General features: G+C 62.9%; 25 protein-coding genes. 8 read left to right on the top strand and 17 right to left on the bottom strand.

Going from position 1 to position 26,145, the window contains the following annotated elements; all coding sequences use genetic code 11:
• Positions 1-309: 309 nt before the first annotated feature.
• Positions 310-2,277: a M23 family metallopeptidase gene (locus JVX98_RS26205; RefSeq protein WP_205237954.1), complete on the top strand. Its 1,968-nt coding sequence runs from the start codon at positions 310-312 to the stop codon at positions 2,275-2,277.
• 86 nt (positions 2,278-2,363) lie between these two features.
• Here the strand turns inward: JVX98_RS26205 and clpB are convergent, their stop codons facing one another.
• Positions 2,364-4,970, bottom strand: a complete 2,607-nt coding sequence (gene clpB, locus JVX98_RS26200; protein WP_192450558.1) for an ATP-dependent chaperone ClpB — start codon at positions 4,968-4,970, stop codon at positions 2,364-2,366.
• Positions 4,971-5,210: 240 nt separating this feature from the next.
• Positions 5,211-6,230 carry an NAD(P)-dependent oxidoreductase gene (locus tag JVX98_RS26195; protein ID WP_205237953.1) on the bottom strand — a complete coding sequence of 340 codons (1,020 nt, stop codon included), beginning with the start codon at positions 6,228-6,230 and terminating at the stop codon, positions 5,211-5,213.
• Between the two features lie 129 nt (positions 6,231-6,359).
• Here JVX98_RS26195 and JVX98_RS26190 point away from each other — a divergent pair, with 129 nt between their 5' ends.
• Positions 6,360-6,944 (top strand): TetR/AcrR family transcriptional regulator, encoded by a 585-nt coding sequence (locus JVX98_RS26190; RefSeq protein WP_205237952.1) that lies wholly within the window; start codon positions 6,360-6,362, stop codon positions 6,942-6,944.
• 104 nt (positions 6,945-7,048) lie between these two features.
• Here the strand turns inward: JVX98_RS26190 and JVX98_RS26185 are convergent, their stop codons facing one another.
• The 5 genes from JVX98_RS26185 to JVX98_RS26165 form a co-directional block, all read right to left on the bottom strand.
• Positions 7,049-7,708 (bottom strand): DUF4167 domain-containing protein, encoded by a 660-nt coding sequence (locus JVX98_RS26185; protein ID WP_192450561.1) that lies wholly within the window; start codon positions 7,706-7,708, stop codon positions 7,049-7,051.
• A gap of 332 nt (positions 7,709-8,040) precedes the next feature.
• On the bottom strand, positions 8,041-8,910 hold the full coding sequence (gene prmC, locus JVX98_RS26180) for a peptide chain release factor N(5)-glutamine methyltransferase (protein ID WP_205237951.1): 870 nt from the start codon (positions 8,908-8,910) through the stop codon (positions 8,041-8,043).
• 3 nt (positions 8,911-8,913) lie between these two features.
• A complete protein-coding gene (gene prfA / locus JVX98_RS26175) occupies positions 8,914-9,996 on the bottom strand; it encodes a peptide chain release factor 1 (RefSeq protein WP_205237950.1) in 1,083 nt (360 codons plus the stop codon).
• A gap of 69 nt (positions 9,997-10,065) precedes the next feature.
• Positions 10,066-12,333: a phosphoenolpyruvate--protein phosphotransferase gene (gene ptsP / locus JVX98_RS26170; protein ID WP_192450564.1), complete on the bottom strand. Its 2,268-nt coding sequence runs from the start codon at positions 12,331-12,333 to the stop codon at positions 10,066-10,068.
• Between the two features lie 85 nt (positions 12,334-12,418).
• Complete coding sequence (locus tag JVX98_RS26165; protein WP_205237949.1) at positions 12,419-13,693, bottom strand: aspartate kinase; 1,275 nt, start codon at positions 13,691-13,693, stop codon at positions 12,419-12,421.
• A gap of 291 nt (positions 13,694-13,984) precedes the next feature.
• Between JVX98_RS26165 and JVX98_RS26160 the strand changes: the two genes are divergently transcribed.
• From JVX98_RS26160 to JVX98_RS26150, 3 genes are all read left to right on the top strand, one after another.
• Positions 13,985-14,821 (top strand): hypothetical protein, encoded by an 837-nt coding sequence (locus JVX98_RS26160; protein ID WP_246764954.1) that lies wholly within the window; start codon positions 13,985-13,987, stop codon positions 14,819-14,821.
• A gap of 68 nt (positions 14,822-14,889) precedes the next feature.
• Entirely contained in the window at positions 14,890-15,936 is a 1,047-nt protein-coding gene (locus JVX98_RS26155) for a linear amide C-N hydrolase (protein WP_371826579.1), read from the top strand.
• Between the two features lie 378 nt (positions 15,937-16,314).
• On the top strand, positions 16,315-17,847 hold the full coding sequence (locus tag JVX98_RS26150) for an ABC-F family ATP-binding cassette domain-containing protein (RefSeq protein ID WP_205237945.1): 1,533 nt from the start codon (positions 16,315-16,317) through the stop codon (positions 17,845-17,847).
• A 64-nt stretch (positions 17,848-17,911) separates the two neighbouring features.
• On the opposite strand, the gene JVX98_RS26145 is transcribed toward JVX98_RS26150, so the two are convergent.
• A complete protein-coding gene (locus JVX98_RS26145; RefSeq protein WP_205237943.1) occupies positions 17,912-18,427 on the bottom strand; it encodes a class I SAM-dependent methyltransferase in 516 nt (171 codons plus the stop codon).
• Between the two features lie 142 nt (positions 18,428-18,569).
• On the opposite strand from JVX98_RS26145, the gene JVX98_RS26140 reads away from it, so the two are divergent.
• Entirely contained in the window at positions 18,570-19,118 is a 549-nt protein-coding gene (locus tag JVX98_RS26140; RefSeq protein WP_205237941.1) for a dihydrofolate reductase family protein, read from the top strand.
• Positions 19,119-19,328: 210 nt separating this feature from the next.
• Positions 19,329-20,075 carry a bifunctional 2-polyprenyl-6-hydroxyphenol methylase/3-demethylubiquinol 3-O-methyltransferase UbiG gene (gene ubiG, locus JVX98_RS26135; protein WP_192450569.1) on the top strand — a complete coding sequence of 249 codons (747 nt, stop codon included), beginning with the start codon at positions 19,329-19,331 and terminating at the stop codon, positions 20,073-20,075.
• 16 nt (positions 20,076-20,091) lie between these two features.
• Here the strand turns inward: ubiG and JVX98_RS26130 are convergent, their stop codons facing one another.
• From JVX98_RS26130 to JVX98_RS26110, 5 genes are all read right to left on the bottom strand, one after another.
• Complete coding sequence (locus tag JVX98_RS26130) at positions 20,092-20,658, bottom strand: GNAT family N-acetyltransferase (protein ID WP_205237940.1); 567 nt, start codon at positions 20,656-20,658, stop codon at positions 20,092-20,094.
• Between the two features lie 109 nt (positions 20,659-20,767).
• Positions 20,768-21,196, bottom strand: coding sequence for a DUF1178 family protein (locus tag JVX98_RS26125; RefSeq protein ID WP_192450571.1), 429 nt, complete (start codon positions 21,194-21,196; stop codon positions 20,768-20,770).
• Positions 21,193-22,050 carry a carbon-nitrogen hydrolase family protein gene (locus tag JVX98_RS26120; protein WP_192450572.1) on the bottom strand — a complete coding sequence of 286 codons (858 nt, stop codon included), beginning with the start codon at positions 22,048-22,050 and terminating at the stop codon, positions 21,193-21,195. The genes JVX98_RS26125 and JVX98_RS26120 overlap by 4 nt, the downstream gene beginning before the upstream one ends.
• Before the next feature lie 65 nt (positions 22,051-22,115).
• Positions 22,116-22,373, bottom strand: coding sequence for a glutaredoxin 3 (gene grxC / locus JVX98_RS26115; protein ID WP_043622990.1), 258 nt, complete (start codon positions 22,371-22,373; stop codon positions 22,116-22,118).
• A gap of 47 nt (positions 22,374-22,420) precedes the next feature.
• Positions 22,421-23,197, bottom strand: a complete 777-nt coding sequence (locus JVX98_RS26110; RefSeq protein WP_205237938.1) for a ComF family protein — start codon at positions 23,195-23,197, stop codon at positions 22,421-22,423.
• 56 nt (positions 23,198-23,253) lie between these two features.
• On the opposite strand from JVX98_RS26110, the gene JVX98_RS26105 reads away from it, so the two are divergent.
• On the top strand, positions 23,254-24,132 hold the full coding sequence (locus JVX98_RS26105) for a methyltransferase domain-containing protein (RefSeq protein WP_205237936.1): 879 nt from the start codon (positions 23,254-23,256) through the stop codon (positions 24,130-24,132).
• 33 nt (positions 24,133-24,165) lie between these two features.
• Here the strand turns inward: JVX98_RS26105 and JVX98_RS26100 are convergent, their stop codons facing one another.
• The 4 genes from JVX98_RS26100 to JVX98_RS26085 form a co-directional block, all read right to left on the bottom strand.
• Positions 24,166-24,333, bottom strand: coding sequence for a Flp family type IVb pilin (locus JVX98_RS26100; RefSeq protein ID WP_082006159.1), 168 nt, complete (start codon positions 24,331-24,333; stop codon positions 24,166-24,168).
• A gap of 68 nt (positions 24,334-24,401) precedes the next feature.
• Positions 24,402-24,722, bottom strand: a complete 321-nt coding sequence (locus tag JVX98_RS26095; protein ID WP_043622998.1) for a hypothetical protein — start codon at positions 24,720-24,722, stop codon at positions 24,402-24,404.
• Between the two features lie 179 nt (positions 24,723-24,901).
• The gene (mutT, locus tag JVX98_RS26090) at positions 24,902-25,315 is read right to left on the bottom strand and encodes an 8-oxo-dGTP diphosphatase MutT (protein ID WP_192450574.1); all 414 of its coding nucleotides are present in this window, start codon (positions 25,313-25,315) and stop codon (positions 24,902-24,904) included.
• A 4-nt stretch (positions 25,316-25,319) separates the two neighbouring features.
• Entirely contained in the window at positions 25,320-26,138 is an 819-nt protein-coding gene (locus tag JVX98_RS26085) for a GNAT family N-acetyltransferase (RefSeq protein ID WP_371826536.1), read from the bottom strand.
• Positions 26,139-26,145: the final 7 nt, after the last annotated feature.

Here is a 26,145-nt window from a genome sequence, read left to right as displayed (position 1 = left end):
TTCGGAAAAAATGACAGATTTCTGACAAAGCCCACAAACGCAGGGCTTTGCGCCCCCAAAAAACTTTTGCCCCCTCCCCCGGGCCTGTGGAGACACAATTTGGCCCTACCTTTTTCACAATCCGCCTATCTAAGCGAAAACGAAGATGCGTCGCGGATGCCGGCGCGCGGATAGGCTTGGGATATATAGGATATCGCCCTTGCCGCTTCCGCGCGTGATTTGACTCCGCCGCGTGAAAGATGCACACCTTCGCGCAACGTATCGCAGGCAAGAATACGGTTTAGAGAAATCGGGGACCCTCAGTTCGGCATGATCACCGACAAGAACATGGTCAGGTCGCTTGGCGACCAGCCACCGATCCTGGCGCATGGCCGGCGCGCGCCCGACAGGCGCGAGATCTCGCTGCGCTGGCTATCGGGTACCTTCCTGACGGGGATCACCTCGAGCCTTCTGATGGGTGTCGCGCTTTTTGCAGCGCTTGACGGACGCCAGCAACTGGCAATCCCGGCCGAAGCCTACGCCGCACTCGATGCCGGTTCGAACGGCGACGAGCAGGCAACCGCCGTTCGCGGCGGCCGCATCCTGTCGCCGAAGCTCGTTGCCAAGCCAGCCGACAAGACGATCATGGAAGTCTCGACGATGACCCATGACGGCGAGAAGGAGGTAGTGCGCAAGCAGCCCTTCGTTCATGTCAAGATGGCGCTCGCCGCCAATCATCAGGCCTCGGAAAGCTATCCGGACTTCGATCCTCTGGCGATCTTCTCGACGGAAGAGGCGGACGAAGAGTCCCCCGTTTCGCGAACCGGCACGCTTTACGGCTCGAATGTCGATTCCGAAGTGGCGCTGAAAACCGTCGACTTCCCGCTGCGTGGCGGCGCCACTTTCGACAGCTCGATGTCGCTCGAAGAGGTCGAGGAAAATGTCCGCACCAACGGTTCTGTCCTGACCGAAGGCAGCACCCAGGTTGCCTCGCTCTATTATGTCGATCCGCAGCGCTTCGCCTCGGAGAATGACGGGCTCGATCTTCTCCAGGGCCTGACCGCCCGCATCGTCGAGCAGAACAAGAGCGACGCCGCCTACGAGACGATCGACGAAGAAACCACCGAATACGCCGACGACATCATCCCGGTGCGGCGCCAGACCGACATCGCGACCGTGATGAGCAGTGCCGGCTATACCAAGGCGCAGGCCGAAGACGCCGCCGGCTATCTCGGCCAGGCGCTCGGCGCCAGCGAACTTTCCGAAGGCGATGTCCTGCGCATCGGCATCATACAGAACGGCGAGACGCAGAAGGGTCAGGACGCACGCATCGTGCGGGCCACGATCTATTCGCGCAACCGACATGTGCTGACGATGGCGGTCGACGACAAGGGCCGCTTCGTGCCCGGCGCCGAGCCGCCAAGACTCGACGCGGTCGCCACCGCCTTCGACGACAACGGCGCGCCGGTCATGACCAGCAGCCACGATCTGCCGCGGGTCTATGACGGGATCTACCGGGCGGCACTCTCCTACGGCATGAACGCCGACATGGTCGGCCTCGTCGTCAAGCTGCTCGCCAGCAATGTCGATTTCCAGGCGCAACTGAAGCCGACGGACTCGCTCGAAGCCTTCTTCTCCGTGACCGACGAACGCGGCATGGCAACGGAGGATTCCGAACTCCTTTATGTTCGCGCCAAGTTCGGCGATGCCGTTACCGCCTTCTACCGGTTCCAGGATCCGAGCGACAACACGATCGACTATTTCGACCAGGACGGCAAAAGCATCCGCCAGTTCCTGTTGCGCAACCCCGTGCCGAACGGCCACTTCCGCTCGGGCTTCGGTATGCGCCGCCATCCGATCCTCGGCTTCTCGCGCATGCACACCGGCGTCGACTGGGCAGCCCCGCGCGGCACGCCGATCATCTCCGCCGGCGGCGGTGTCGTCGAAAAGGCCGGCTGGGATTCCGGCGGCTATGGCAACCAGACGCTGATCCGCCATGCCAACGGCTACGTGTCCTCCTATAACCACCAGAGCGCGATTGCCAAGAACGTCAAGGTGGGCAACAAGGTCGTCCAGGGCCAGGTGATCGGCTGGGTCGGCACAACAGGCCTTTCGACCGGACCGCACCTGCACTACGAGCTGATCGTCAACGGCAACAAGGTCGACCCCTTGCGCATCCGCCTGCCCGGCGGCAAGTCGCTTTCCGGCGATGCGATGGCGAAGTTCGAGAAGGAACGCGACCGCATCGACGAATTGCTGAACAAGGACGGCACGGGCGCAGAGGTCGCGAGCAACTAGCCGCTCCTCCCCTCCCCTTCTCGAAAATCGGCACAAACGAAAAGGCCGCCCCGAAGGGCGGCCTCTTGATTTGAGCGCTGCTGGACTTAGGCGGCTTCCTTGTCCGGCCCCGCCCCGCGCTTGAAGTTGAGGCGATCCGAGCCCGAGAGCACCTTGACGGTCGAACCATCAGGGAACTCGCCCTGCAGGATCTTCTCGGCGAGCGGATCCTGCACGAACTTCTGGATCGTCCGCTTCAGCGGACGGGCACCATAGGCCGGATCGTAGCCCTTGTCGGCCAGGAACGCGCGGGCATCGTCATCGAGTTCCAGCGTGATCTTGCGCTCGGCAAGCAGCTTGCGCAGCCTTTCGAGCTGGATATCGACGATCGCACCCATCTCCGAGCGGCGCAGCCGGTGGAACAGGATGATCTCGTCCACGCGGTTCAGGAACTCCGGCCGGAAGGCGGACTTCACCACCTCCATCACCTGGTCGCGAACCACATCGCTGTCCTCGTTTTCGCCAAGCCCGACCAGATATTCCGCGCCAAGGTTCGAGGTCATGATGATCATCGTGTTGCGGAAGTCGACGGTGCGACCCTGACCATCGGTCAGGCGGCCGTCGTCGAGCACCTGCAGCAGCACGTTGAAGACATCCGGATGCGCCTTTTCGATCTCGTCGAACAGCACGACCTGATAGGGCCGGCGCCGAACGGCTTCGGTCAGCGCACCGCCTTCCTCGTAACCGACATAGCCCGGAGGCGCCCCGATCAGTCGGGCGACGGAGTGCTTCTCCATGTATTCCGACATGTCGACCCGCAGCAGCGCCGTCTCGTCGTCGAAGAGGAACCGGGCAAGCGCCTTGGTCAGCTCGGTCTTGCCGACGCCGGTCGGACCCAGGAAGATGAACGAGCCGATCGGGCGGTTCGGATCCTGAAGGCCGGCGCGCGAACGCCGGACGGCACGGGAAACCGCCTGCACGGCGTCACCCTGGCCGACAACCCACTTCGCCAGTTCGTCTTCCATGCGAAGCAGCTTGTCGCGCTCGCCTTCCAGCATCTTGTCGACCGGAATGCCGGTCCAACGCGAAACCACATGCGCGATGTTGTCGGGGGTCACGACCTCCTGCACCATCGGGTTGGCATTGGCGTTCTCCTGGCTTTCGGCGTCCGAGAGTTCCTTTTCGAGCTTCGGAATGACACCGTAGGTCAGTTCGCCGGCACGCTGGAACTCGCCCTTGCGCTGGACGATTGCCAGCTCGTTGCGGGCTTCGTCGAGCTGCTTCTTGAGATCGGCGGCACGCCCGAGCTTCTGCTTTTCCGCCTGCCAGCGGGCCGTCAGCGCGGATGCCTGCTCTTCGAGGGAAGCCAGATCAAATTCGAGCTTCTCCAGCCGATCCTTCGACGAGACGTCGGTTTCCTTCTTCAGGGCCTCGCGCTCGATCTTCAGCTGGATGATGCGACGATCGAGCTCGTCGAGCTCTTCCGGCTTGGAATCCACCTGCATGCGCAACCGAGACGCGGCTTCGTCCATCAGGTCGATCGCCTTGTCCGGCAGGAACCTGTCGGTGATGTAGCGGTTCGAAAGGGTCGCGGCGGCAACCAGCGCCGAGTCCGAGATCCGGACCTTGTGGTGCTGCTCGTACTTTTCCTTCAGACCGCGCAGGATCGAGATCGTGTCTTCGACCGTCGGCTCCTCGACCATGACCGGCTGGAATCGACGGGCAAGGGCCGCGTCCTTTTCGACATGCTTGCGGTATTCGTCGAGCGTGGTCGCGCCAACGCAATGCAGCTCACCGCGCGCCAACGCCGGCTTCAACAGGTTGGAAGCGTCCATGGCGCCATCGGCCTTGCCGGCCCCGACCAGCGTGTGCATCTCGTCGATGAACAGGATGATCTCGCCGTTTTCGGCCTGCACCTCGTTGAGCACGGCCTTCAGCCGCTCTTCGAACTCGCCGCGGAACTTCGCACCGGCAATCAGCGCACCCAGATCGAGCGCCATCAGCCGCTTGTCCTTGAGGCTTTCCGGCACGTCGCCATTGACGATGCGCAGCGCCAAACCTTCGGCGATCGCGGTCTTGCCGACGCCGGGCTCACCGATCAGAACCGGATTGTTCTTGGTGCGGCGCGACAGCACCTGGATGGTACGGCGGATCTCGTCGTCGCGGCCGATGACCGGGTCGAGCTTGCCCTCACGCGCATCGGCCGTCAGGTCGCGCGCGTATTTCTTCAGGCTGTCGAAGCCCTGCTCGGCATTGGCGCTGTCGGCGGTGCGGCCTTTGCGGATGTCGTTGATCACCTGGTTGAGCTTGGTCGGCGTGACACCGGCCTTCTTCAACACATCGGCGGTGGCAGCCGAACTTTCGATCGCCAGCGCCAGCAACAGGCGCTCGACGGTGACGAAGCTGTCGCCGGCCTTCTTGGCTGCGTCTTCGGCACTCGAAAACACCCGCGCGAGCGGCTGCGACAGATAGACGGAACCGTTGCCGCCGGAAACCTTGGGGAGCTTTGCCAGCGCTGCGTCATTGCCGGCACGCGCTTCGCGGGCATCACCACCGGCCCGCTCGATCAGCGAGGCGGCCATGCCCTGGTCGTCATCGAGCAGTACCTTCAGCACATGCTCGGGCGTGAATTGCTGGTGTCCTTGAGCCAGCGCATAGGTCTGCGCCGACTGCAGAAAACCGCGCACGCGCTCGGAATATTTTTCGATATTCATACTCTACCTCCATATCCCGGCAGGCCCATCATGGCACCCGTCGGTGTTTCAGGATCAGGCTCCCGCATTCGGCAAGCCTGTCAGTGTGGCGCGATCCCCGCTTTGCTTCGGATCAACGCGTCCGAAGTGAATATGGGGCAGCGATTTTGGAAATTAAAGAGCCTCGCGACGCTCCTGAGATGGAAATCTGCAACCGCGAGGCGGCCGCGCGCCGAAAGGGCAACGCGGCCGCCAGATTGCCTATGCCGCGGGCGTCCGCTCGGCAAAGGTCGCGCCGAAATCCTTCATCCGCCGCACGTAGTAGCCCGGGTCGATCAGGACCTCCGGCAGATAGAGCCCCGGCGCCGGGGCTGCCCCGCCCTCAAGGCCGAGCATGCGCTCGACCGCAAGGGCGACGCCAAGGGCCGTCAACGGCGCCTGGCCCTGAGGGTGCACGATCTCATACCGACGATCGACCGGTTCGCCATGCTTGTCGCGGCCCTTGATATCGATGGCGATCTCGGTCGAGAACGGCTCGCCGCGCCGTCTGCTCGCGGAGACGCTATAAGCAAGATCCAGCCGGATATAGCTTGCGTTGGTGCGGGCCGAAAGCGCCATGACGTCGAAGGGCGAATAGGCGGTCGCTTCGAGCTCGACGCCGTCAACGCTTCTGAAGTGCGCCTTGGAATCCTCGCCGCCGGCCCAGTGGAACTTGCCATCCGTGACGGTCAAAGCCGCGGGCGCGAGACCGGTGATGCGGTTGTAATCGGCAAGCGCTGCCGGCCCGCCCATGTCCTCTTCGTCGAGCAGGACCCCGATGCGGATCGCATCGATCGCCTCATAGGCTTTGGCAAAGTCGAGGATGGGGAAGATCGCGGCGCCGGCGAGCCAGTGACTGGCGAGCAGGATCGGCGCGCGGTCCGGCGCGTGGATATACTGCGCCATCTCCGGACCGACCTCGAAGGTCCCGCTCGATAGGCTGATATAGGGGATGCGGTGGCGCTGGGCGTAGCGCATCGAGCTCAGTTTTTCGTCTTTCAGGAAGATGACTACCGCACTGAAGCGGCGCTCGGCGCCGAGGCCGAGATCCGGTCGCCCGAGGTCAACACTGACCCCGACTGCATCGCCAACCTCGCGCGCGACCGCTTCGGCCTTGCCACGGTCGCGACCACCGATCGCGATCGGCAGCGCCGGGTGCAGACGACGAATGATCTTTGCGGCCTGCGACCCGACGACCCCGGAACCGCCAATGATCAAAACGGGCAGAAACTTGCTCGACATCTTCCTATCTCCTAAACGAGAGGTAAGTGGCACCTACAAACTTACCATTAGTAACTTACTATTGGTAAGTAAGATGCCGAAGGCCACTTTCAAGAGGCGTGAGCCGACGCGAAAAGAGGATTGTGACCGATGAGCCGGACGAAGGGCCGAAAGCTTGCCAAGCCGGAGCGACGCGCCCAGTTGCTCGAGACCGCAAGGGAGATCCTGCGCGAACGGGGCGCCGACGCCCTGACGCTTGGCCATCTCGCCGAAAGCGCCGGCGTCAGCAAGCCGATCGCCTACGAACACTTCGGCACGCGCGAGGGGCTTCTGATCGCCCTCTCCCAGGAAATCGAAGACCGGCACACGGAAAAACTGAGGGTGGCGCTGAATGGTGCCGCCAGTCGGCTCGATGCGATCGCCGACATCATCAGTTCGGTCTACATCGCCTGTGCGGTCGAAAGCGGCGAGGAATGGCAGGCAATCTCCGGCGCGCTGCGCGGCAATGCCGACATGATCGCCACGCAGCAACAGCAGGTCGACGACTACGTCGCCATGATCAAGACGGCCCTCTCCCCCTTCTCGGAAATCGCTGAAGACGATCTGAGGCTTCGCTGTACCGGTATCGCCGGCGCGGCCGAAGCGATCGGCCGCGAACTGATCCGTGGGCGCGCAAGCGAGACGGCCGCGAGCAGCAACCTTGCTGCGCTCATCATCGACAGTGCCAAGAGCTGACCAACACAAAGGCTGATCAGCGGTGGCCGGACAAAGAAAAACCCGGCCGCTAAGGGCCGGGTTTTTGGTGCCTGCACTGGACAGGCTGAGGATTGCGACTTCGCTTATTCGGAAGCGGCGAGAGCCGGTGCTTCCGGCGCGTCATCACCCGACGGCTGAGCCTCGTCGGCGGCACCTTCGGCGGCGCTGCGGCGCGGACGGCGCGGACGCGGCGTGTTGCGGCGGCGCGAAGCGGCGCGGCCGGAAGCGGCCGGCGCCTCTTCTTCCATCGCGACTTCGGCCGGCGTGCCTTCGATCACCGGCTGCGGGCCGGTACCGTCGATGACAGGCTGCGGCTCGGAAACCGGCGCTGCGGCTGCGGCAACCGGAGCCGGCATGTCGTCTACATAGCCCTGATCCAGATCGTCCTGGTCCTGGTCGGCGGCATCGTGGCCGCGGAAGTCCTGACGGTCGTCACGCTGGAAACGGTCCTGCATCTGCGCCTGTGCGGCAGCAATGATGCGGTTGTAATGCTCGGCGTGCTGCAGGTAGTTTTCCGCCATGACCCGGTCGCCGGAGCTCTGGGCGTCGCGCGCAAGTGCAGAATACTTCTCGGCGATGTGCTGGGCCGTACCGCGAATCTTCACATCCGGACCGGAGCTGTCGTAGGTCCGCGTCAGCGGGTTCGAGCCCTTGCGGTTGTGATTGTTGTTATTACCATTGTTGTTGTTATTGTTGTTGTTATTCCGCCCGCGGCCGCGCTTGTTTTGCTGTCCTGGCCTCATAGTACATTCACCCGAATTCTCTTGATAATGATGATCATGTGGTTTCGTCTTCCGGCCGGATCCGTTCACGCCCGACAGAACACGCGCCGTTGTGCTCGCACAATGGCGGCTTCGGCGCCGACTGACGTCGAATTAACAGGTACCCGCACAAGGCACTGTTGAACCCTAGCAACTCTTTCTTGAGAGCAATCCCCGTGGCCAGGTCATACCGGAACGAATCTTAGGTCCATGACCTTCTGCCCAGTGCGCGGGCAAACTAGCCCGCTTCCTCTGGGATTCCAAGCCCTTTCTTTGCCTCTGCAAGAAAGAAGATGCGCCAGTGCAGCATTTTTTCAACGGTTTGTGTCGCGTTCGAAGATCAGGACGCGGTCATTGCCGCCGAGATCCTTCGCCTCTTCACGCAGACGGAATTTTTCGGCGTAAAAGAACGCCGTTACCGCCTCTTTCTGGTCGAAACCGATTTCCAAGCCTATCACGCCGTTTGTCTCAAGATGATGAACAGCTTGAGAAGCGATGGCGCGATAGGCATCTAGCCCATCTTCTCCGCCATCAAGCGCTGCGGCCGGGTCGTGAAGTCTCACCTCCGGCTCAAGCTCGTTTACTACACTGGACCGGATATACGGCGGATTTGAGACGATGACGTCGTAGCGACCATCCACCTTTTCGTACCAGTTGCTAAGCAAGGGCCGAAATCGATCCGCAAGTCCGAGAGCGGCGGCATTTGCCGTCGCCGTTGCCAGCGCGTCTCCGGATATATCGGTCGCCGTGCCCCTGGCTTCAAGAACCTCAGACAGAAGCGCGAGACAAATCGCGCCCGTGCCTGTGCCGAGATCGATGATCTCGCACCCTCCCTTTCGCGCGACCACCGCGCGCAGATAAGGGATCATGCGATCGACCAGGGTTTCGGTGTCCGGGCGCGGCTCCAGCGTTTCCTTCGACAGCTTCAGCGGCAGGCCGAAGAACTCGCGCTCACCGAGGATGCGATAGACCGGCTCCCGCGCCAGCCGGCGGGTAACCGCAGCCCGGATCCGCTGGGCATCCTCATCCGAAACCGGGTCCCTGCCCCGCGACACGACCGCGCTCAGCGACAGGTCGAGCAGGCCCGAGATCAGATGCCGGACGTCGAGCGCCGCGTGTTCGATGCCGCCCGCCTGCAGGCGATCGCGACTTTCGGCAACCAGGCTCGCGAGCGTCTCGGCCATCGCTCAGCCTCGCTGCTCGCCGAGCTGCGCCAGCTGGCTTGCCTGGTAGTCGGCAAGCAGCGCATCGACGACTTCGTCGATTTCGCCCATCATCATCCGATCGAGCTTGTAGAGCGTCAGGTTGATGCGGTGGTCGGTCAGCCGTCCCTGCGGGAAATTGTAGGTACGGATGCGTTCGGAGCGGTCGCCGGAGCCCACCTGGCTCTTGCGGTCGGCCGAGCGTTCGCTGTCGGCGCGCTGGCGCTCCATGTCGTAGAGGCGCGAGCGCAGAACCTGCATCGCTTTGGCACGGTTCTGGTGCTGCGACTTCTCCGAGCTGGTGACGACGAGCCCGGTCGGCAGGTGAGTGATGCGCACGGCCGAGTCCGTCGTGTTAACGTGCTGGCCACCGGCGCCCGACGAACGCATCGTGTCGATGCGGATATCTTCTGGCCGGATCTCGATGTCGATGTCTTCGGCCTCGGGCAGCACTGCGACGGTTGCCGCCGAGGTGTGAATGCGACCGCTCGCCTCCGTCTCCGGCACGCGCTGTACGCGGTGCACACCGGATTCGAACTTCAGCCGGGCAAACACGCCGCGCCCCGAAACGGTAGCGATGATTTCCTTGAAACCGCCGGCTTCGCCTTCGCTCGACGACAGCACTTCGACCTTCCATCCCTTGCCCGCCGCATAGCGCTCGTACATCCGGAACAGATCGCCGGCAAACAACGCCGCCTCGGAACCACCGGTTCCGGCGCGGATTTCAAGGATCGCGCTCTTTTCGTCGGCCGCATCCTTCGGCAGGAGCAGGATCTGGATTTCCTGCTCCAACCCCTCGATCGCCGCTTGGACCTCGGGCTTTTCCATTTCGGCGAGATCACGCATCTCGCGGTCGGTCGTTTTGTCGGCGAGCATGGCGGTGATGTCAGCAAGCTCCGCCGTCGCCTTTTCATAGGCGCGGATCTTCGTCACCACCGGCTGCAGTTCGGAATATTCCGAGGCGAGCTTGACGTAGACGTCCGCGGCCGGGCCGGCGGACATGCGCGCCTCGATTTCGCCGAACCGCCGTTCCAGTTCGCGCATCTTTTCAACGGGAAGCTTTGCCAAGTCTCACTCCAATGCGTCTTGCCCCGGCCGGATCAGCTCCGGACGAGGGTTGCGACGCGTCACTTCAATCTAAACCGGAATGCCGTTTTCCGCGGCGAAATCCACCAGCATCTGGCGAACGGGCGTCTGATCGCGCGTATCGTCCAGTGCAGCGTTGAGCTGTGCGCCGAGCTTGGAGGCGTCAAGCGCCAGAAGCATCGCCTTGATCGGCCCGACGGCCGTTGGCGACATCGACACCGAACGGAAGCCAAGCCCGAGCAGCGCCATGGCCGACAAGGGCTTGCTCGCCATCTCGCCGCAAAGCGTCACCGGCGTATCGTGCCGGTCGCCGGCGCGCACGATGTCGCGCAGGATTCTCAGGAACGGCCGCCCGAGCACGTCGAACCGGTCGGAGACACGGGCATTGCCACGGTCGACCGCCATCGCGAACTGGAAGAGATCGTTGGAGCCGACGGAAACGAAATCCACCTCGGTCATCAGCTCGTCGAGCTGCCAAAGGAGCGCCGGCACTTCTAGCATGGCGCCGAACTGCAGCTTGCGCGGCAATTGCTCGCCGAGCTTCGACTGCCGCTCGATCTCCTTCTGCAGAAGGTCGCGCGCTATCCTGAGCTCCGAGACTTCGGTGACCATCGGCAGCATCAACTTCAGCTCGACGCCCGCCGACGCGCGCAACATCGCGCGAAGCTGGGTTCGCAACAAACCCGGACGGTCCAGCGAAAGCCGGATGGCCCGCCAGCCGAGCGCCGGGTTTTCCTCTTCAGCGGCGCGGAAATAGGGAACGACCTTGTCGCCGCCGATGTCGAGGGTGCGGAACGTAACCGGCTTGCCGCCCGTCTGCTTGAGCACGCTGCGATAGAAGGCTTCCTGCTCCTCTGCCTTCGGCATGGTCGAGGCGATCATGAACTGCAGTTCGGTGCGGAAGAGGCCGATGCCCTCCGCACCCGCTTCGTTCAGATGCGGCAGGTCGACGAGCAGGCCGGCATTCATCTGCAAGGTGATGCGCTTGCCGTCCTTGGTCAGCGGCTCGACGTCCTTGAGCGCCCGGAACTGCGCCTGGCGGCGCGCCCGGAAGCGGACTTTTTCCTCGTAGGCGCGCTGCAGGTCGGCGAGCGGGCGCAGGTGCACCTTGGCGTCGTCGCCGTCGATGATGATCGCGTCGCGGTTTTCCGCAAGCGCAACGGCACCGGTCGCCTGGCCGATCACAGGGATCCCCATGGCGCGGGCGACGATGACGACATGGCTGGTAACGGCGCCCTCTTCCAGCACCAGGCCGCGCACGTTTTCGCGCGGGTAGTCGAGCAATTCGGCAGCACCCATGGCGCGCGCGACGATCACCGCATCGTTCGGGAAGTCGCTCGCCGAAAGCTTGGCGCCATAGCCCGAAAGCTGACGCAAAAGTCGGTTGGCGAGATCGTCGAAGTCATGCATGCGCTCGCGCAAGTACGGATCCGTCAGTCGGATCATGCGCGCCTTGGTCTCGCTCTGCACGCGCTCGACGGCGGCCTCCGCCGTCAGGCCGTTGCGGATCGCCTCTTCGAGCTTGCGCACCCATCCGCGGTCATGGGCGAACATACGGTAGGTCTCGAGCACCGCCCGGTGCTCGCCTTCCATCGACACCTCGCGGCGCGACAGCATGTCGTCGATCGAGATGCGCAACGATCCGAGCGCCTCGGCAAGCCGCTGCAGCTCCTGGTCGGTGTCCTCGTTGAGCAGGTTCGTGACGACGATCCTCGGCTCGTGCAGCACGACGTAGCCAAGGCCGATGCCTTCGCCGTAGCTGTTGCCGTCGATCGAGACGGGACGCGACAGGTCGAGTTCGAGACCCGGCTTGGTGATCTTCTTCAGTTCGCCCGTCGCCACCATCTCGGCGAGCACCATGGCGGTGGTCTCAAGCGCCTCGACCTCGTCCTCGCGGTAGTTGCGCATCGCCTTGTTCTGGACGACGAGAACGCCGAGTGCGCGGCCGGTGCGCAGGATCGGCACGCCGAGGAAGGAATGGTAGATCTCTTCGCCGGTCTCAGGCAGATAGGTAAAGGCCGGATGCGACTGGGCGTCGGAAAGATTGAGCGGTCGCGCCGAAGCGGCGATGGTGCCGACGAGGCCCTGACCCATCTTCAACTGCGCCAGGTGAACGGCCGACTTGTTCAGACCTTCGGTCGCGTAGAGCTCGAGAACGCCGTCGGAGCGCAGCACGTAGACTGAACACACTTCCGCGACCATGTTCTGCGCGATCTGGCGCACGATACGGTCAAGGCGCTCCTGCGGCTCCAGCGGTTCCGCCATCAACTCGCGCAACCGCTTGAGGAGAACGCGCGGACCTGCGGAAAGGTCTCTCATCGCGTGGGGTCTCCCGATATAGAATAGACGGGGCAAGAGGAGCCGCGGCCGGACGGCCGCGAATCCCAAATCAATCGCCTGTCGCTTAACTCTTATCGAGACCGTAAGCGGAATGCAAAGTGCGAACCGCCAATTCGGCGTAGGGACCGTCGATCAGGATCGAAATCTTGATTTCGGAGGTGGTGATCGCCTTGATGTTGATGCCCTTGTCGGCAAGCGCACGGAAGGCGGAAGCGGCAACGCCGGCGTGGCTGCGCATACCGATGCCGATGACCGAGACCTTGACGAGGCCTGCTTCGGACTGAACGACGTCGTAGCCGATCTTGTCCTTGTTGTCGCTGAGCACCTTCAGCGCCTTGTCGACGTCGCCCGAGGGAACCGTGAAGGTCATGTCGGTCTTCGAGCCGTCCTCGGAGATGTTCTGGACGATCATGTCAACGTTGATATGGGCTTCAGCCAGCGGGCCGAAGATCGCGGCGGAGACACCCGGCCGGTCGGCGAGACGGCGCAGCGAAATCTGGGCTTCATCCTTGGCATAGGCAATGCCGGTTACGACTTCCTGTTCCACGATCTCATCCTCATCACAAATCAGCGTACCGGGCGGATTGAGAAGGTCACCCATGCCCGGCGCATCGGGATCTTCGAAAGACGAACGCACGAAGGTGCGGACCTTGTGCACCATCGCGAGCTCGACCGAGCGCACCTGCAGCACCTTGGCGCCGAGCGATGCCATTTCCAGCATTTCCTCGAACGCGATTTTCTTCAGCCGCCGCGCCTTCGGCTCGATGCGCGGGTCGGTCGTGTAGACGCCATCGACGTCGGTGTAGATGTCGCAACGGTCTGCCTTGACCCCTGCGGCAATCGCAACGGCCGAAGTGTCGGAGCCGCCGCGACCGAGGGTGGCGACGCGGTTGTCCGGGCCAAGCCCCTGGAAGCCGGCAATGACGGCGACCTGGCCCTCACCCATGCGGCGGACGAGCTCGGCACCGTCGATATCGAGAATACGGGCGGCGCCATGGGCATTGTCGGTGCGGATCGGGATCTGCCAGCCCTGCCAGGAACGGGCGTTGATCCCCATCGACTGCAGCGCGATCGCCAGCAGGCCGGAGGTCACCTGTTCGCCGGACGCGACGATCGCGTCATACTCGCGCGCGTCATAGAAGGGCGAGTTGGCGCCGGTTGCCTTCGGCATGTTCTGCACCCAGCCGACCAGCTCGTTGGTCTTGCCGGACATGGCGGAAACGACGACGGCTACTTCGTGGCCGGCATCGACTTCGCGTTTCACATGGCGGGCAACATTGTGAATGCGGTCCAAATCAGCGACGGACGTTCCGCCGAATTTCATCACGATGCGTGCCATGTGCCTCTACCGGTACCCAATTTGCGCGCGTGAGGCGCGCGTGACAGGAAAGTCCCCGCCGGCGCCCGACGATCAAAAAGCTTGGGAGACTTCTCGGACATCGGCAGTCACCGCTTCGGGGAGCGGAAAGTCGCGGCGTCTCTTAGCGGATCGGGGGGCCGCACGCAATGGCAAGAGGGCAGGAATAAGGCGCGGGAACCCCGGCCGGAAACCTGTACCGGGACAAGAATGCGCCACTTGCAATTGCAGCCATGGCGGCTAGGCTGCCAGCGAGGGATCAAGGGGGCAGACATGCAGACACGACGCATAGCCGCAACCGGGCGCGCCGCAGCCCACCTTGCCGGCACATTTGCGCTGGCGCTGCTCGCTTCCGCACCGGCGCGCGCTGCCGATTTCGACGCCGAGCGTATGGCGCCTGAGAGCGACTGGACGGTGATCGTCAGCCCCTATATCTGGGCCGCCAGTCTCAAGGGCGACGCATCGCTCGCCGGCTTCGACACGGATGTCGATGTGCCGTTCAAAGACACGCTCGACCATCTCGATCTTGCGCTGATGGGCAATATTGAGCTGACCAACGGTCAATGGGGCGTCTATTTCGACGGCCAATATGTGCGCACCAGCCAGGATGAAGAGCTGCTATCCCACGAGATCGGCCTCGATATCAAGATAACGACGCTGGCCGCGGGCGCGTTCTATCAGATCTACGAGCAGGAGCTTGGCGGCAACACCGCCTTCGGCAAGCCGAGAACGTTCTCGATCGAGCCGACGATCGGCCTGCGATGGACGAAGCTCGAGGCCGACGTCTCCGTGCTTGGCTTCAACGCGGCGAAGAGCGCCGACTGGACCGACCCCTTCGTCGGCGTGCGCGTGAAGGCGGATCTCAGCGAGCGCTGGAATCTCGCGGCCGAGGCCGACATCGGCGGCTTCGACGTCGGCTCCAAGCTCAGCGTCAACGCCCAGGCCTATCTCGGTTATCGCACCGAAATGTTCGGCCAGCCGACGATCCTGCGCGCCGGCTATCGCCTGCTCTACCAGGACTATGAAAGCGACGATTTCACCGGAGCCAACAAGTTCCGTTGGGATGTGAACCAGCATGGCCCGGTCATCGGGTTTTCGATGCTGTTCTAGAGAGACTTGATCCGCACGCGACCGAAAGGGAGAATGCCGTGACGTTTATCGGAAAGTCCGCCCGCTCGATTGTTTCAGCGGCACTCGCCAGCCTTCTCGTCCTTGCCCAGACCAGCGCCGAAGCCTGCACGCGCCTCGTCTATCTCGGCCCTGACGACAATATCATCACAGCGCGATCCATGGACTGGAAGAGCGATGTCGCCACCAATCTCTGGGTGCTGCCGCGCGGCACCGAACGCGATGGCCAGGCCGGCCCCAATTCGTTCAAATGGACGGCGAAGTATGGCAGCGTCGTTGCCACCGGCTATGACGTCTCCACCACCGACGGCGTCAACGAGGTAGGGCTGAATGCCAACCTTTTGTGGCTGGTCGAATCCGAGTACCCAAAGTTCGATGACAAATCGAAGCCCGGCCTGACGATTGCCGCCTGGGCGCAATATGTGCTCGACAGCTTCGCAACTGTCGAAGAGGCAGTGGCAGCGCTCGAGAAAGAGCCCTTCACCATCGTCACGGACAATGTTCCGGGCGAGAACCGCCTGACGACGCTGCACCTTTCCATCTCCGACAAGACGGGCGATAGCGCCATCGTCGAATATATCGGCGGCAAGCAGGTGATCCACCACGACCGCGAATACCAGGTCATGACCAACTCGCCTGTCTTCGACCAGCAACTGGCGTTGAACAGCTACTGGAAGCAGATCGGCGGAACGGTGATGCTGCCCGGCACCAACCGAGCATCCGACCGGTTCGCCCGCGCCTCCTTCTACGTCAATGCCATCCCGAAGGACGAGAACCCCGACCGGGCGCTGGCGAGCGTCTTCAGCGTCATTCGCAATGTCTCGGTCCCCTATGGGCTCAACACCCCGGAAGAACCGAACATTTCCTCGACCCGCTGGCGCACCGTCGTCGATCACAAGCGCAAGCTCTACTTCTTCGAATCCGCGCTGACACCAAACACCTTCTGGGTCGACCTGAAGAAGATCGACTTTGCCAAGGAGACTGGCAAGGTTATGAAACTCGATCTCGGCGAAAACCAGGATCACACCTATTCGGGCGACGCGACCGGCGATTTCAAGCCGGCCGAACCATTCAAGTTCCTCGGCCTGCAGATGTGAGCCTTCGATGCCGGGGGCATTGAAAGTTGCACGCGACGATGGTATCCACACCGCGCAACTTGAATTCGAGGAAGGGGGGCTGCACGTGATGACATTTTTCCGGCACCACCGCCAGCGTGGCCCCGTCCAAGCCCTGCAGATGCGTTTGCAGGGCTGACCAGAAACCTTTCGCACAGTTGCGAGCCCTATCCCTGGTCTGCCCAGAGTGATGTAGTGCGGAACCGTTCCGGTTCATATGCCTGCATCGTCTTCCAATACCGAGCCGACGTGGCCCGAGCACAGCAGATTTGCTGTTGCGGGCGCAATCATTCGCCAACCACGGCATGAGCTTGCCGTCCCGGATGTCGCATCGTCGCTCGCGCAGTCCAGAGAACGACCATGGCCTTGATCAATATCCGCAATCTCGGTGTCAGCCTGAGCGCACCGCTTTTCTCCAACCTCAACCTCTCCGTCGCCGCCGGTGACCGCATTGGCGTCGTCGCCGCCAACGGGCGCGGCAAGTCCACGCTTTTAAGATCGGTCGCCGGCACCTTCGACCCGACCGCCGGCGAAATCACCCGCTCGCGCGGCCTGACGGTCGGTCACGTCGAGCAGAACGTGCCTGCGTCCCTTGTGCCTCTCTCCTTCCACGACGCCGTTCTTTCGGCGCTCCCGGCCGACCAGGCGGAAAACGAAAGCTGGCGTGTCGATATCGTGCTCGATTCCCTCGATGTGCCGGAGGTTCTGCGGGCGCGCGCCGTCTCGGAGTTGAGCGGCGGCTGGCAGCGGCTGATGCTGCTTGCCCGCGTCTGGGTCAGCGAGCCGGACGCCCTGCTTCTGGACGAGCCGACCAACCATCTCGATCTCGCCAAGATCGGCCGGCTGGAGGTGTGGCTGAATGCGCTGCCACGCGACGTGCCGGTGCTGGTTGCCAGCCACGACCGCGCCTTCTTGGACGCCACCACCAACCGCACGCTGTTCCTGAGGCCGGAGCAATCGCCGGTCTTCGCGCTCCCTTATTCAAGGGCGCGCGCCGCTCTCGATGAGGTGGACGCATCGGAGGAGCGGCGTTACCAGCGCGACATGAAGGTGGCCCAGCAGCTGCGTCGCCAGGCCGCCAAGCTGAACAACATCGGCATCAACTCCGGTAGCGACCTGCTCACGATAAAGACAAAGCAGTTGAAACAGCGCGCAGAACGGCTGGAGGATGCGGCAAAGCCTGCGCATCAGGAACGTTCCGCTGGCGCGATCCGGCTCGCCAACCGAGGCACCCACGCCAAGATCCTGGTGACGCTCGACGACGTCCAGGTCGAAACGCCAGACGGCACCCCGCTCTTCCGCACCGGCAAGCGCTGGATCTGCCAGGGCGACCGCATCGTGCTGCTCGGTGAAAACGGCGCCGGCAAGACCCGGCTCGTCAACCTGATCCGCACCGCGATCGAGGAGCCCTCCCGCGCGCCGGAAACGCTGAAGGCAACGCCCTCGCTCGTGCTCGGCTACAGCGACCAGGCACTTGCCGGCCTGTTGGACGAGGAGACGCCGCTTGCCGCGCTGTCCCGCCGCTTCTCGCTCGGCGATCAGCGCGCCCGGAGCCTGCTCGTCGGTGTCGGCGTCGGCATCGACATGCAGGAAAAGGCGATCGGCCGGCTCTCGGGCGGCCAGAAGGCGCGTCTTGCCATGCTGGTGCTGCGCTTGAAGGAGCCCAATTTCTACCTGCTCGACGAACCGACCAACCATCTGGATATCGAGGGCCAGGAAGCGCTCGAAGCGGAGCTGTTGAGAAACGAGACGAGCTGCCTGCTCGTCTCCCACGACCGTAGCTTCGTGCGCAATGTTGGCGACCGTTTCTGGCTGATCGAAAAGCGCCGCCTCGTCGAGGTCGAGGATCCCGAGGACTTCTTCGCCTCGGCGGCTGCAGGCGACGTCGGCTGACATAACCGCAATCATCGCAAGCGTGGCGCCCGCAAAAAAGCGGGCGTCATCAGTCGCAACACCATCAAGCTGGCGGCCGCGCAATCAGGCAGGCGACCTCGCCGCTGTCGAAGCTCTCCCCCAACCGGGCCTCGACCTGCCAGCTGTGGCGAAGGGCCGCCGCCTCGAGCCGCGCGCCAACGTCGTCCGCCCCTGTGGACGGCTCGTCATGGAAAAGAAAAAGGCGGCCCTCCGGCTTCAACACCCGCACCAGCGCCGCAAACTCGCGGGCGGGATCGCCCCGCGTGAACACGCCGACGCGCATGGCGAACACCTTGTCGAAGCGGCGACCACCGAGATCGATCGAGTACAGCTCCGAAACCCGCAAGGCAGCCCGCCCGGCGGCGATGTATTCGGCATTTCGACTTGCTGCCGCCGCAATCATCGCAGCCGAGCGGTCGATGGCGACGATCTCTCCATCGACAAGCCGCTCGCAAACCCTCGCTACGGCAACGCCATGGCCGCAACCGACTTCGAGCAGATGATCGGACGGCTGCGGCGCGATGACGTCGACCGCCCAGTCGATCCTGTTCAGCGTCATCTGGATTGCACCCCTTTCCTGCTTCGGAAACTAACACGCATACCGGCGCCAGTCCATCCGATGCAAATATAAAACCGCTTGCAAAATTATATCAGTTTTGCCACTCTTCCCGTGAGAGAGCGTGCCGTAACGGGAGAGAGAAATGCGCAAGGTCATCATGTGGGACATGGTTAGCGTTGACGGCTTCTTCGAAGCACCGGGACACGACATCGGCTGGTTCGTCTTCGAGGATGAGCTCGCCGCCTATATCGGCGAAACACAACTCGGAACGGGCACCCTGCTTTTCGGCCGCGTGACCTATGAGATGATGGCGGCCTACTGGCCGTCGGCCGAAGGTGAAATCGCGACCTTCATGAACGGCGTCGAGAAATTCGTCTTTTCGCGCACGCTGGCCTCCGCCGATTGGGCAAGGACGACGCTCGTGACCGGCAACGCCGCCGAGGAAGTCAAACGATTGAAGACGCTCGAAGGCGGCACGATATTCATCTTTGGCAGCGCCGATTTCGCAAGCGAACTGGTCGAGAAGGGCCTCGTCGACGAATACCGCCTCGGCATCAATCCGGTATTGCTCGGCGAGGGTGTGCCCCTCTTCAAACCAGGGCTGAAGCGAACGAAACTCAAGCTGACCCACGCGCGCCCTCTGACGTCCGGTGTGGTTATCCTGCACTACCAGCCGGACGCGAGCGCTTAGCAGGACGGGTGTCATGCAGGCGCGTGCGCCGATCTGGCCCAGCGCCACCTCTTGACTTCCTTGTCCGATCGTCCGACTTCACTGCTGCACAACTCCCTAAATCGGGATCGGTTTAGGGATAGATGATGCAGCAGTTTGAAGTGTTGCGGCGTCCGTAGAGCGTGGTAAATGACGCGCGGCGCTGTCGGGACGATGCAAGGAGACGGCGACATGAGCGAGACCGCACGCACGACGATCGACCAGAGCGAGGTTGACCGCTTTTCCGCCATGGCCGCGGAGTGGTGGGATCCGACCGGCAAGTTCCGGCCGCTGCACAAGTTTAATCCCGTTCGCCTCGCCTATATCCGCGACAAGGTGGCTGAGCATTTCGGCCGTGATCCCAGGAGCCCACAGCCGCTGAAAGGCCTGCGGCTGCTCGATATCGGCTGCGGTGGCGGTCTCCTGTCGGAGCCGATGGCGCGCATGGGCGCAGAGGTGCTCGGCGCCGACGCCTCCGAAAAGAACATCGGGATCGCGAAGACCCATGCGGCCGGAAGCGGGGTAACTGTCGACTATCGCGCGGTGACCGCCGAAGCGCTCGCCGAAGCCGGCGAGAGTTTCGACATCGTGCTCAACATGGAAGTGGTCGAGCATGTCGCCGATGTCGACTTCTTCATGACCACCTGCGCCCATATGGTGCGCCCCGGGGGCCTGATGTTCGTCGCCACGATCAACCGCACGATGAAGGCGGCGGCGCTTGCCATCTTCGCCGCCGAGAACGTGCTGCGCTGGCTGCCGCGCGGCACGCACCAGTATGAAAAGCTGGTGCGTCCGGAGGAACTGGAAAAACCGCTCGTGGCGAACGGCCTCGAAATGACCGAGCGGACCGGCGTGTTCTTCAATCCGCTTTCCAACCAGTGGAACCTGTCCAAGGATATGGACGTCAACTACATGATCGTCGCCAAGCGACCGCTATAAGCAGTTGCCGGCGGGCTCAACCGGCCTGCCGACGCTCCTGCCATTCGCGCTTCAAGAGCGCATAGACGTATTCGTCTCCCCAGACATCGTTGAACCGGTCGTTCTCGATCAGATGTGCTTCGCGGCGCATGCCGAGACGCTCGACGACACCGACCGATCCCTTGTTGAGGGCATCGAGCCGGGCAAAGATCCGGTGGAAATTCAGCGTCGAGAAGCCGAGATCGAGCGTGGCCCGCATTGCCTCGGTGGCATAGCCCTTACCGGTAAAGGCGGGATCGAAGATGTAACCGGTCTCCGCCTGCTCCGCCGCGCCGCTGGCGAGTTTCAACAACACCTCTCCGATCAGGGCGCCATCGTCCCGGCGCTCGACGGCGAACACGGCGACATCCCCATCGTCTACAAGCCTCGGCGCCGAAGCCTTGGCGAATTTTGTCCGCGCTGCCGTTTCGTCCAGCGGTTCCTGGTAGAGATAGCGATAAACTTCCGGCAGCCGGTGATAGGCAAAGTAGCTCGCGAAATCATCGGGTGCAAAAGCCCTGATGATGAGGCGATCGGTGGAAATGCGGATATCGGACAACGTCATAGGCTGAAAAACTCCCACTGCAAAACCGCCAGATGGGAAGCAAGCCGTTGTTTTTAAAGAGGCACCCAGGCTTTTACGCAAAATGGGGTGAGCATTTCCCGCTCCCGCGTCAGTTGACTTCGTCGGGCAGGATCGGCAGCGGCGCGACGGCAATGCCCTCTTCGAGCAGCGCCACGGCCTCTTCCGCGGTTGCCTTGCCGATCAGGCCGCGTTCTTCCGCTTCGCCGTAATGGATCTTGCGGGCCTCTTCCGGAAAGCGCTCGCCGACATCCTCGGCGTTTTCGCGCACGGACTTCACCAGCTCGCGGATCTTGGCGACCGTCTCCTTCTGCGCCTGGTCCATGATCACCGCCCGCGTCGCTTCCTTCTTGCGCGCAGTCGCGACCGAAGGCGCCATCAGTTGCTTGGCGACCGACGTTGAATTGCAGCTCGGACAGGAGACCAGCTTGCGCTCGACTTGGCTGTCGAAATCGTCGCTCGACGAGAACCAGCCCTCGAAATCGTGGCCGTTGTCGCAGGAAAGGGTGTAGCGGATCAAGCGGCAACGCCTCCCTTCCCGGTCGGCGCCACTTCATCGAGCACGAAACTGCGGGCGTTCTTCAAGTTCGGTATCTTTGCGCGCGCCGCGTGCACGGCGGCGACATCGATGTCGGCTAGCACAATCGCCTCGCCGGTCGGGCCAGCCGATGCAAGCACGCGCCCCCAGGGATCGATGATCATCGAGTGGCCGAAGGTCTCGCGCCCATCCTCATGTGTGCCCCCTTGCGCGGCGGCAATGACGAAAAGGCCGTTCTCGATCGCGCGGGCCCGAAGCAGGATTTCCCAGTGCGCCTCACCGGTCTGCCGCGTGAAGGCGGCAGGCACCGACATGATCTCGGCACCGGCAACGGCCTGCTGCCGGAAAAGCTCCGGGAAGCGCACGTCGTAGCAGATGGAAAAGCCAAGCTTGCCAAGGTCGAGTTCGGCCAGGCGCGCTATGCTGCCGGGCTGATACGCGGCACTTTCCCGCCAGCTCTCGCCGTTGTCGAGATCGACGTCGAACATATGGATCTTGTCGTAGTCGCAGATCTTCTGGCCGCTCGGGCCGAACAGCAGGCCGCGATTGGCGATCTTGCCGTCGGCAAGCGCGATCGGCGTCGAGCCGACATGGAGGTAGACGCCAAGTTCGCCGGCAAGCTGAGCTGCCGCCGCGGCAATGAGATCGTTGGCCTCATCCTTCAGGATCGCGCGCAAAGCCGCCCGGTCGCGCTGGAGCGCCCCGGTCATTTCCGGCGTCTGGATATAGGTCGCGCCCTGGGCTGCCGCCTCGCGCGCAAGCCGCACCATCGTCTCCGCATTCTTGCGGGTGTCGACGCCGGAACACATCTGAAGGGCTGCAGCCTTGAAAGTCATCTCGTCCAACTCCCGGCGCTCACCGCTGACAAACGGGACGTCGCCTCTTGCAGGGGTGCGGTGCCTCAGGCAGCCAGCATCGCGTCGAGTTTGCCGGCGCGTTCCAGCGCGTGAAGGTCGTCGCATCCACCGACATGAATGTCGTTGATGAAGATCTGCGGGAACGTCGTCCCCCCGTGCGACTTGTCGATCATCACCTTCCGAACACTCGGATCATAGGTGGCATCGTGCTCGAGGAAGGAAACGCCCTTGGTTTCCAGGAGTTTCTTTGCGGCCGAGCAATAGCCGCAGAACTGACGCGTATAAATGACCACCGAAGCCATGATCCTGAACCGCTCCTTTGCCGGCGACCGTGCCGGACATCTGATTGTCATATAAGACCGGATACGGCTCTTGCAAAGGTCAAAACCGTGACCGACCCCGCCCCCGCCCGCTTCAGCGCACGGGTCGCTGCGGCAACGGTTGCGCCGGTCGTATATACATCGTCGACGAGAACCACGCTTTTCCCACTGAGACCCGCCTTGCCGCTTTCCGAGACGGCGAAGGCGCCGCGCACGTTCTCCTCGCGGGCGCGCAGTCCCAAGCGAACCTGCGGGCTCGTGCGTCGGATGCGTTTCAAAAGATCAGGCTGATAGGGACGACCGGAGAGCTGCGCAATCGCCCGCGCCAGCTCCGCCGACTGGTTGAACCGCCGCTTCCACAGCCGGAAAGCATGCAGCGGCACGGGAATGATCGCATCGGCGGAAGCGACGGCACCGTCGCTCGCCCGGATCATCCATGCCGCCATCATCGGCGCGAGATCCGTGCGGTCGCGATACTTCAGCCCGTGGACCAGATCTCGGGCGACGCCTTCATGGATCGCCACCGACCTTAGCCGATCGAAGGCAGGCGGGTTGGCGATCGCCTCCGGTGACACCGATCCGGCGCCATGGTCGACCGAAAACGGGGTGCCGAGAATATCGCAATAGGGCCGTTCGATCAGCGGCAGCGTCGCCCAGCAGGAGGCGCAGACCGCACGATGATCGCCGACCAGCCGCCCGCAGCCGCAACAGACCGGCGGAAAAACGAGATCGACGAGCCCCAGGCCGAACCGTCTCAGTATGTCCGCACGCCACGCCTGCGGAATACGCAACCTCTCCCATGCCATGCGGTTGACTTTGTGCCTCCGAAGGTCTCTTTGCTGCCCATCGCGGAGAGACTATCGTGGAAAAAATCTTTGACCAGAGCCTCGTCGAGGCACACCGGGCAAGGGCGCTCAGAAACGCCGATCCAAAGGCCGGATTCCTTCTCGACATCGTGGCCGAGGAGCTCGCCGAGCGTGTCGGCGTCGTCGAGCGCCACTTCGACCGCGCACTCGAACTGCACGGCTACACCGGTGAAACGGCCCGCCAACTGATGGCGACCGGCAAGATCGACGCCATCGAGCGCGTCGAGACCGACGCCCGCTTCGGCTCGACCGAGGCGCCGGTGACGATCGCTTCGCTCGAAGAAGTTCCAGCCGAACCGGAAAGCGTCAACCTGATCGTCTCGCCGCTGTCCCTGCATCTGACCAATGATACGCCGGGCGCCTTCATCCAGGTGCGACGGGCGCTGAAGCCCGACGGGCTGTTCCTCGCCGCCATCCCCGGCAGCGGCACGTTGCAGGAACTGCGCGAAGCACTGCTGGCTGCGGAAGCCGAGCTGACGGGCGGCGCCAGCCCGCGCGTCATTCCCTTCGCCGATGTCCGTGACGTCGGCGCGCTCATGCAGCGCGCCGGTTTCGCCCTGCCGGTCACCGACACGGAAAACTACACGGTCCGCTACGATTCGCTGTTTGCGCTGATCCGCGACCTGCGCGCCATGGGCATGACCAGCCCGCTTTCGGCGCGCAGCCGCACGCCCGTTTCCAGGCGCTTTTTCCTCAGAGCTGCGGAAATCTATGCGGAGCGCTTCTCCGATCCGGACGGTCGCATTCGCGCAACCTTCTCGATCATCTACCTGTCCGGTTGGGCACCGCACGAGAGCCAGCAGAAGCCGTTGAAGCCGGGTTCGGCAAAACAGCGGCTTTCAACCGCTCTCGGTACGAAAGAGCAGCCGCTTTAGGGCGGCATCCACCCCCATATCCGGTTTTAATGTTTATGCGCTTGGGAACGCTGCGGCGAGCGAGTCGTAGACGTAGGTCAGGGCGCTGCCGATCTGGTTGGCTCCGAAGATCAGGCTGAGGGAGACGAGGGCGGCGATCAGCGCATACTCGATGGCGATGCCGCCATCCTTGCCGCGAAACAAGCGTCTAAGCGTTTCCATTCGTCCCCAGCCTGATTTCTGTTCAATCCGAAACGCAAGCCAGCACCAACGGGCCGATGGCGTTCGTTTCAGCAGCCGCTCTTGCGGCCGTCGGCATCGATAATGCAAACCGCTCCGGGCATTTCCTGAAGGACGCTGCGCCGAACCGTGTAGCGCTTGGTAGTCCCGTTCGAAGGGATGGAGCCGGTGGAAATGTTGTCGTAATCGACAGGCGTATTGGCCATGATGCGCTTGTCTGTCTTTGACGACAGCATGGGCGTCAGGATCAGCGTCAGTGCGATCACCGCTGTTCCGAACAACAGCGACAGATTGAGCACACCTGTCCGGCGGGACTGATTGTTCATCAGATCCTTTTCCTGAACCGTGTTCCAGAAATCGTCGTCCACCATCCCAGCCTCACAAACGCGCAAAATACGGCGAACGCAAGCGCCCTTCCCAAGCTTGGTTCTACCGCACTGCCTGAAATCGATACGCCGTTGCCAACGATACGTACCGAAACTGAATTGGAGCTATCTTTGCGCCAGGGAGATAAACGATCGATTAATAATCAATCAGATTTCGGGTAGGTTCAGAGCAAATCCATGAGAAACGGGATGAGCGGTTCGTCCGCCGGCGGCATCGGATAATCGCGCAGGGCCTTTGGCCGGACCCACTTGATCGCCTGGCCTTCCCGCCCGGTCGCAACCCCTTCGTAGCGGCGGCAGACATAGAGCGGCATCAAGAGATGGAACTCGTCATAGGTGTGGCTGGCGAAGGTGAGCGGCGCGAGGCACGCGACCTTGGTGCGGATGCCGAGCTCTTCCTCGAGCTCGCGGATCAGGGTTTCCTCCGGCGTCTCGCCGGCCTCAACCTTGCCGCCCGGAAACTCCCATAGGCCGGCAAGCGATTTTCCTTCCGGCCGCTGCGCAAGCAGGATGCGGCCATCGGAATCGACCAGCGCGCAGGCCGCGACAAGCACGATCTTCTTTCCGTTGGCGTCCATGGCCTCAAGCTCCCGGCGTTCTGTAGATGTAGCTGTAGACTTCGGAGAAACCGGCGCCGCGATAAAGCGCCATGGCCGCGCTGTTGTCCGCCTCCACCTGCAGCCAGGCCTTCTTGGCGCCGCGAAGGCGCGCCCAGCGCAGGCAGACGTCGAGCATTGCCTTGCCGACGCCCTGGCCACGGACACGCTCGTCGACGGCAAACTGCATGATGCCGGCAAGGTCGTTGTCCTGGACGACCAGCGCCACGGCCGTCGGCCCCGTTTCGGCATCCTCGAACAGGAAGAGGCCACTCTCCGGCTTGATCGCATTGATGATTTCCGCCAGCGCCGCCTTGCGCTTCGGATCGCCTTTCGCAATCCCGATGCAGGCGTCGACGAAGCGGCCGACATCCTTGATCGGCAGGTGATCGATGCCGTCGCCAAACTCGCGCTCGACGAGATCGACCGTCATCACCAAGCTGCGGCTGAACGCGGTCCAGCCCTCGGCGTCCATATGGGCGACAAGCTGCGGCGGTGTCAGCGGCGTCTGGCGCACGGTCAGCGGCCGGCCGTAGTCGGCAAAGCGCCGGGCGGCCTTTTCGAGACGGACCGGGATGTCGCGATAGTCGGACGGATCGAGCGGGTTGACGGAGTTCAGCCGCTTGGAATCATGGCCAGCATTGAGCCGGATCAGCCAGCTGCCATCATACTGCACGGACGCTGCCGGCCAGGCGCGGAAACCCACGGCCTCAAGACGGCGCACGTTCGGAAGATCCACCATTGCCACTTCCCCAGCTTCGGCCTGTGCCTTGCTCGCCACGGGCCGAATATCACTCGATGTCATCTTGCTA

This window comes from Ensifer sp. PDNC004 (assembly GCF_016919405.1).
Taxonomy (GTDB): domain Bacteria; phylum Pseudomonadota; class Alphaproteobacteria; order Rhizobiales; family Rhizobiaceae; genus Ensifer.
This window is presented reverse-complemented; position numbering and strand designations above follow the sequence as displayed.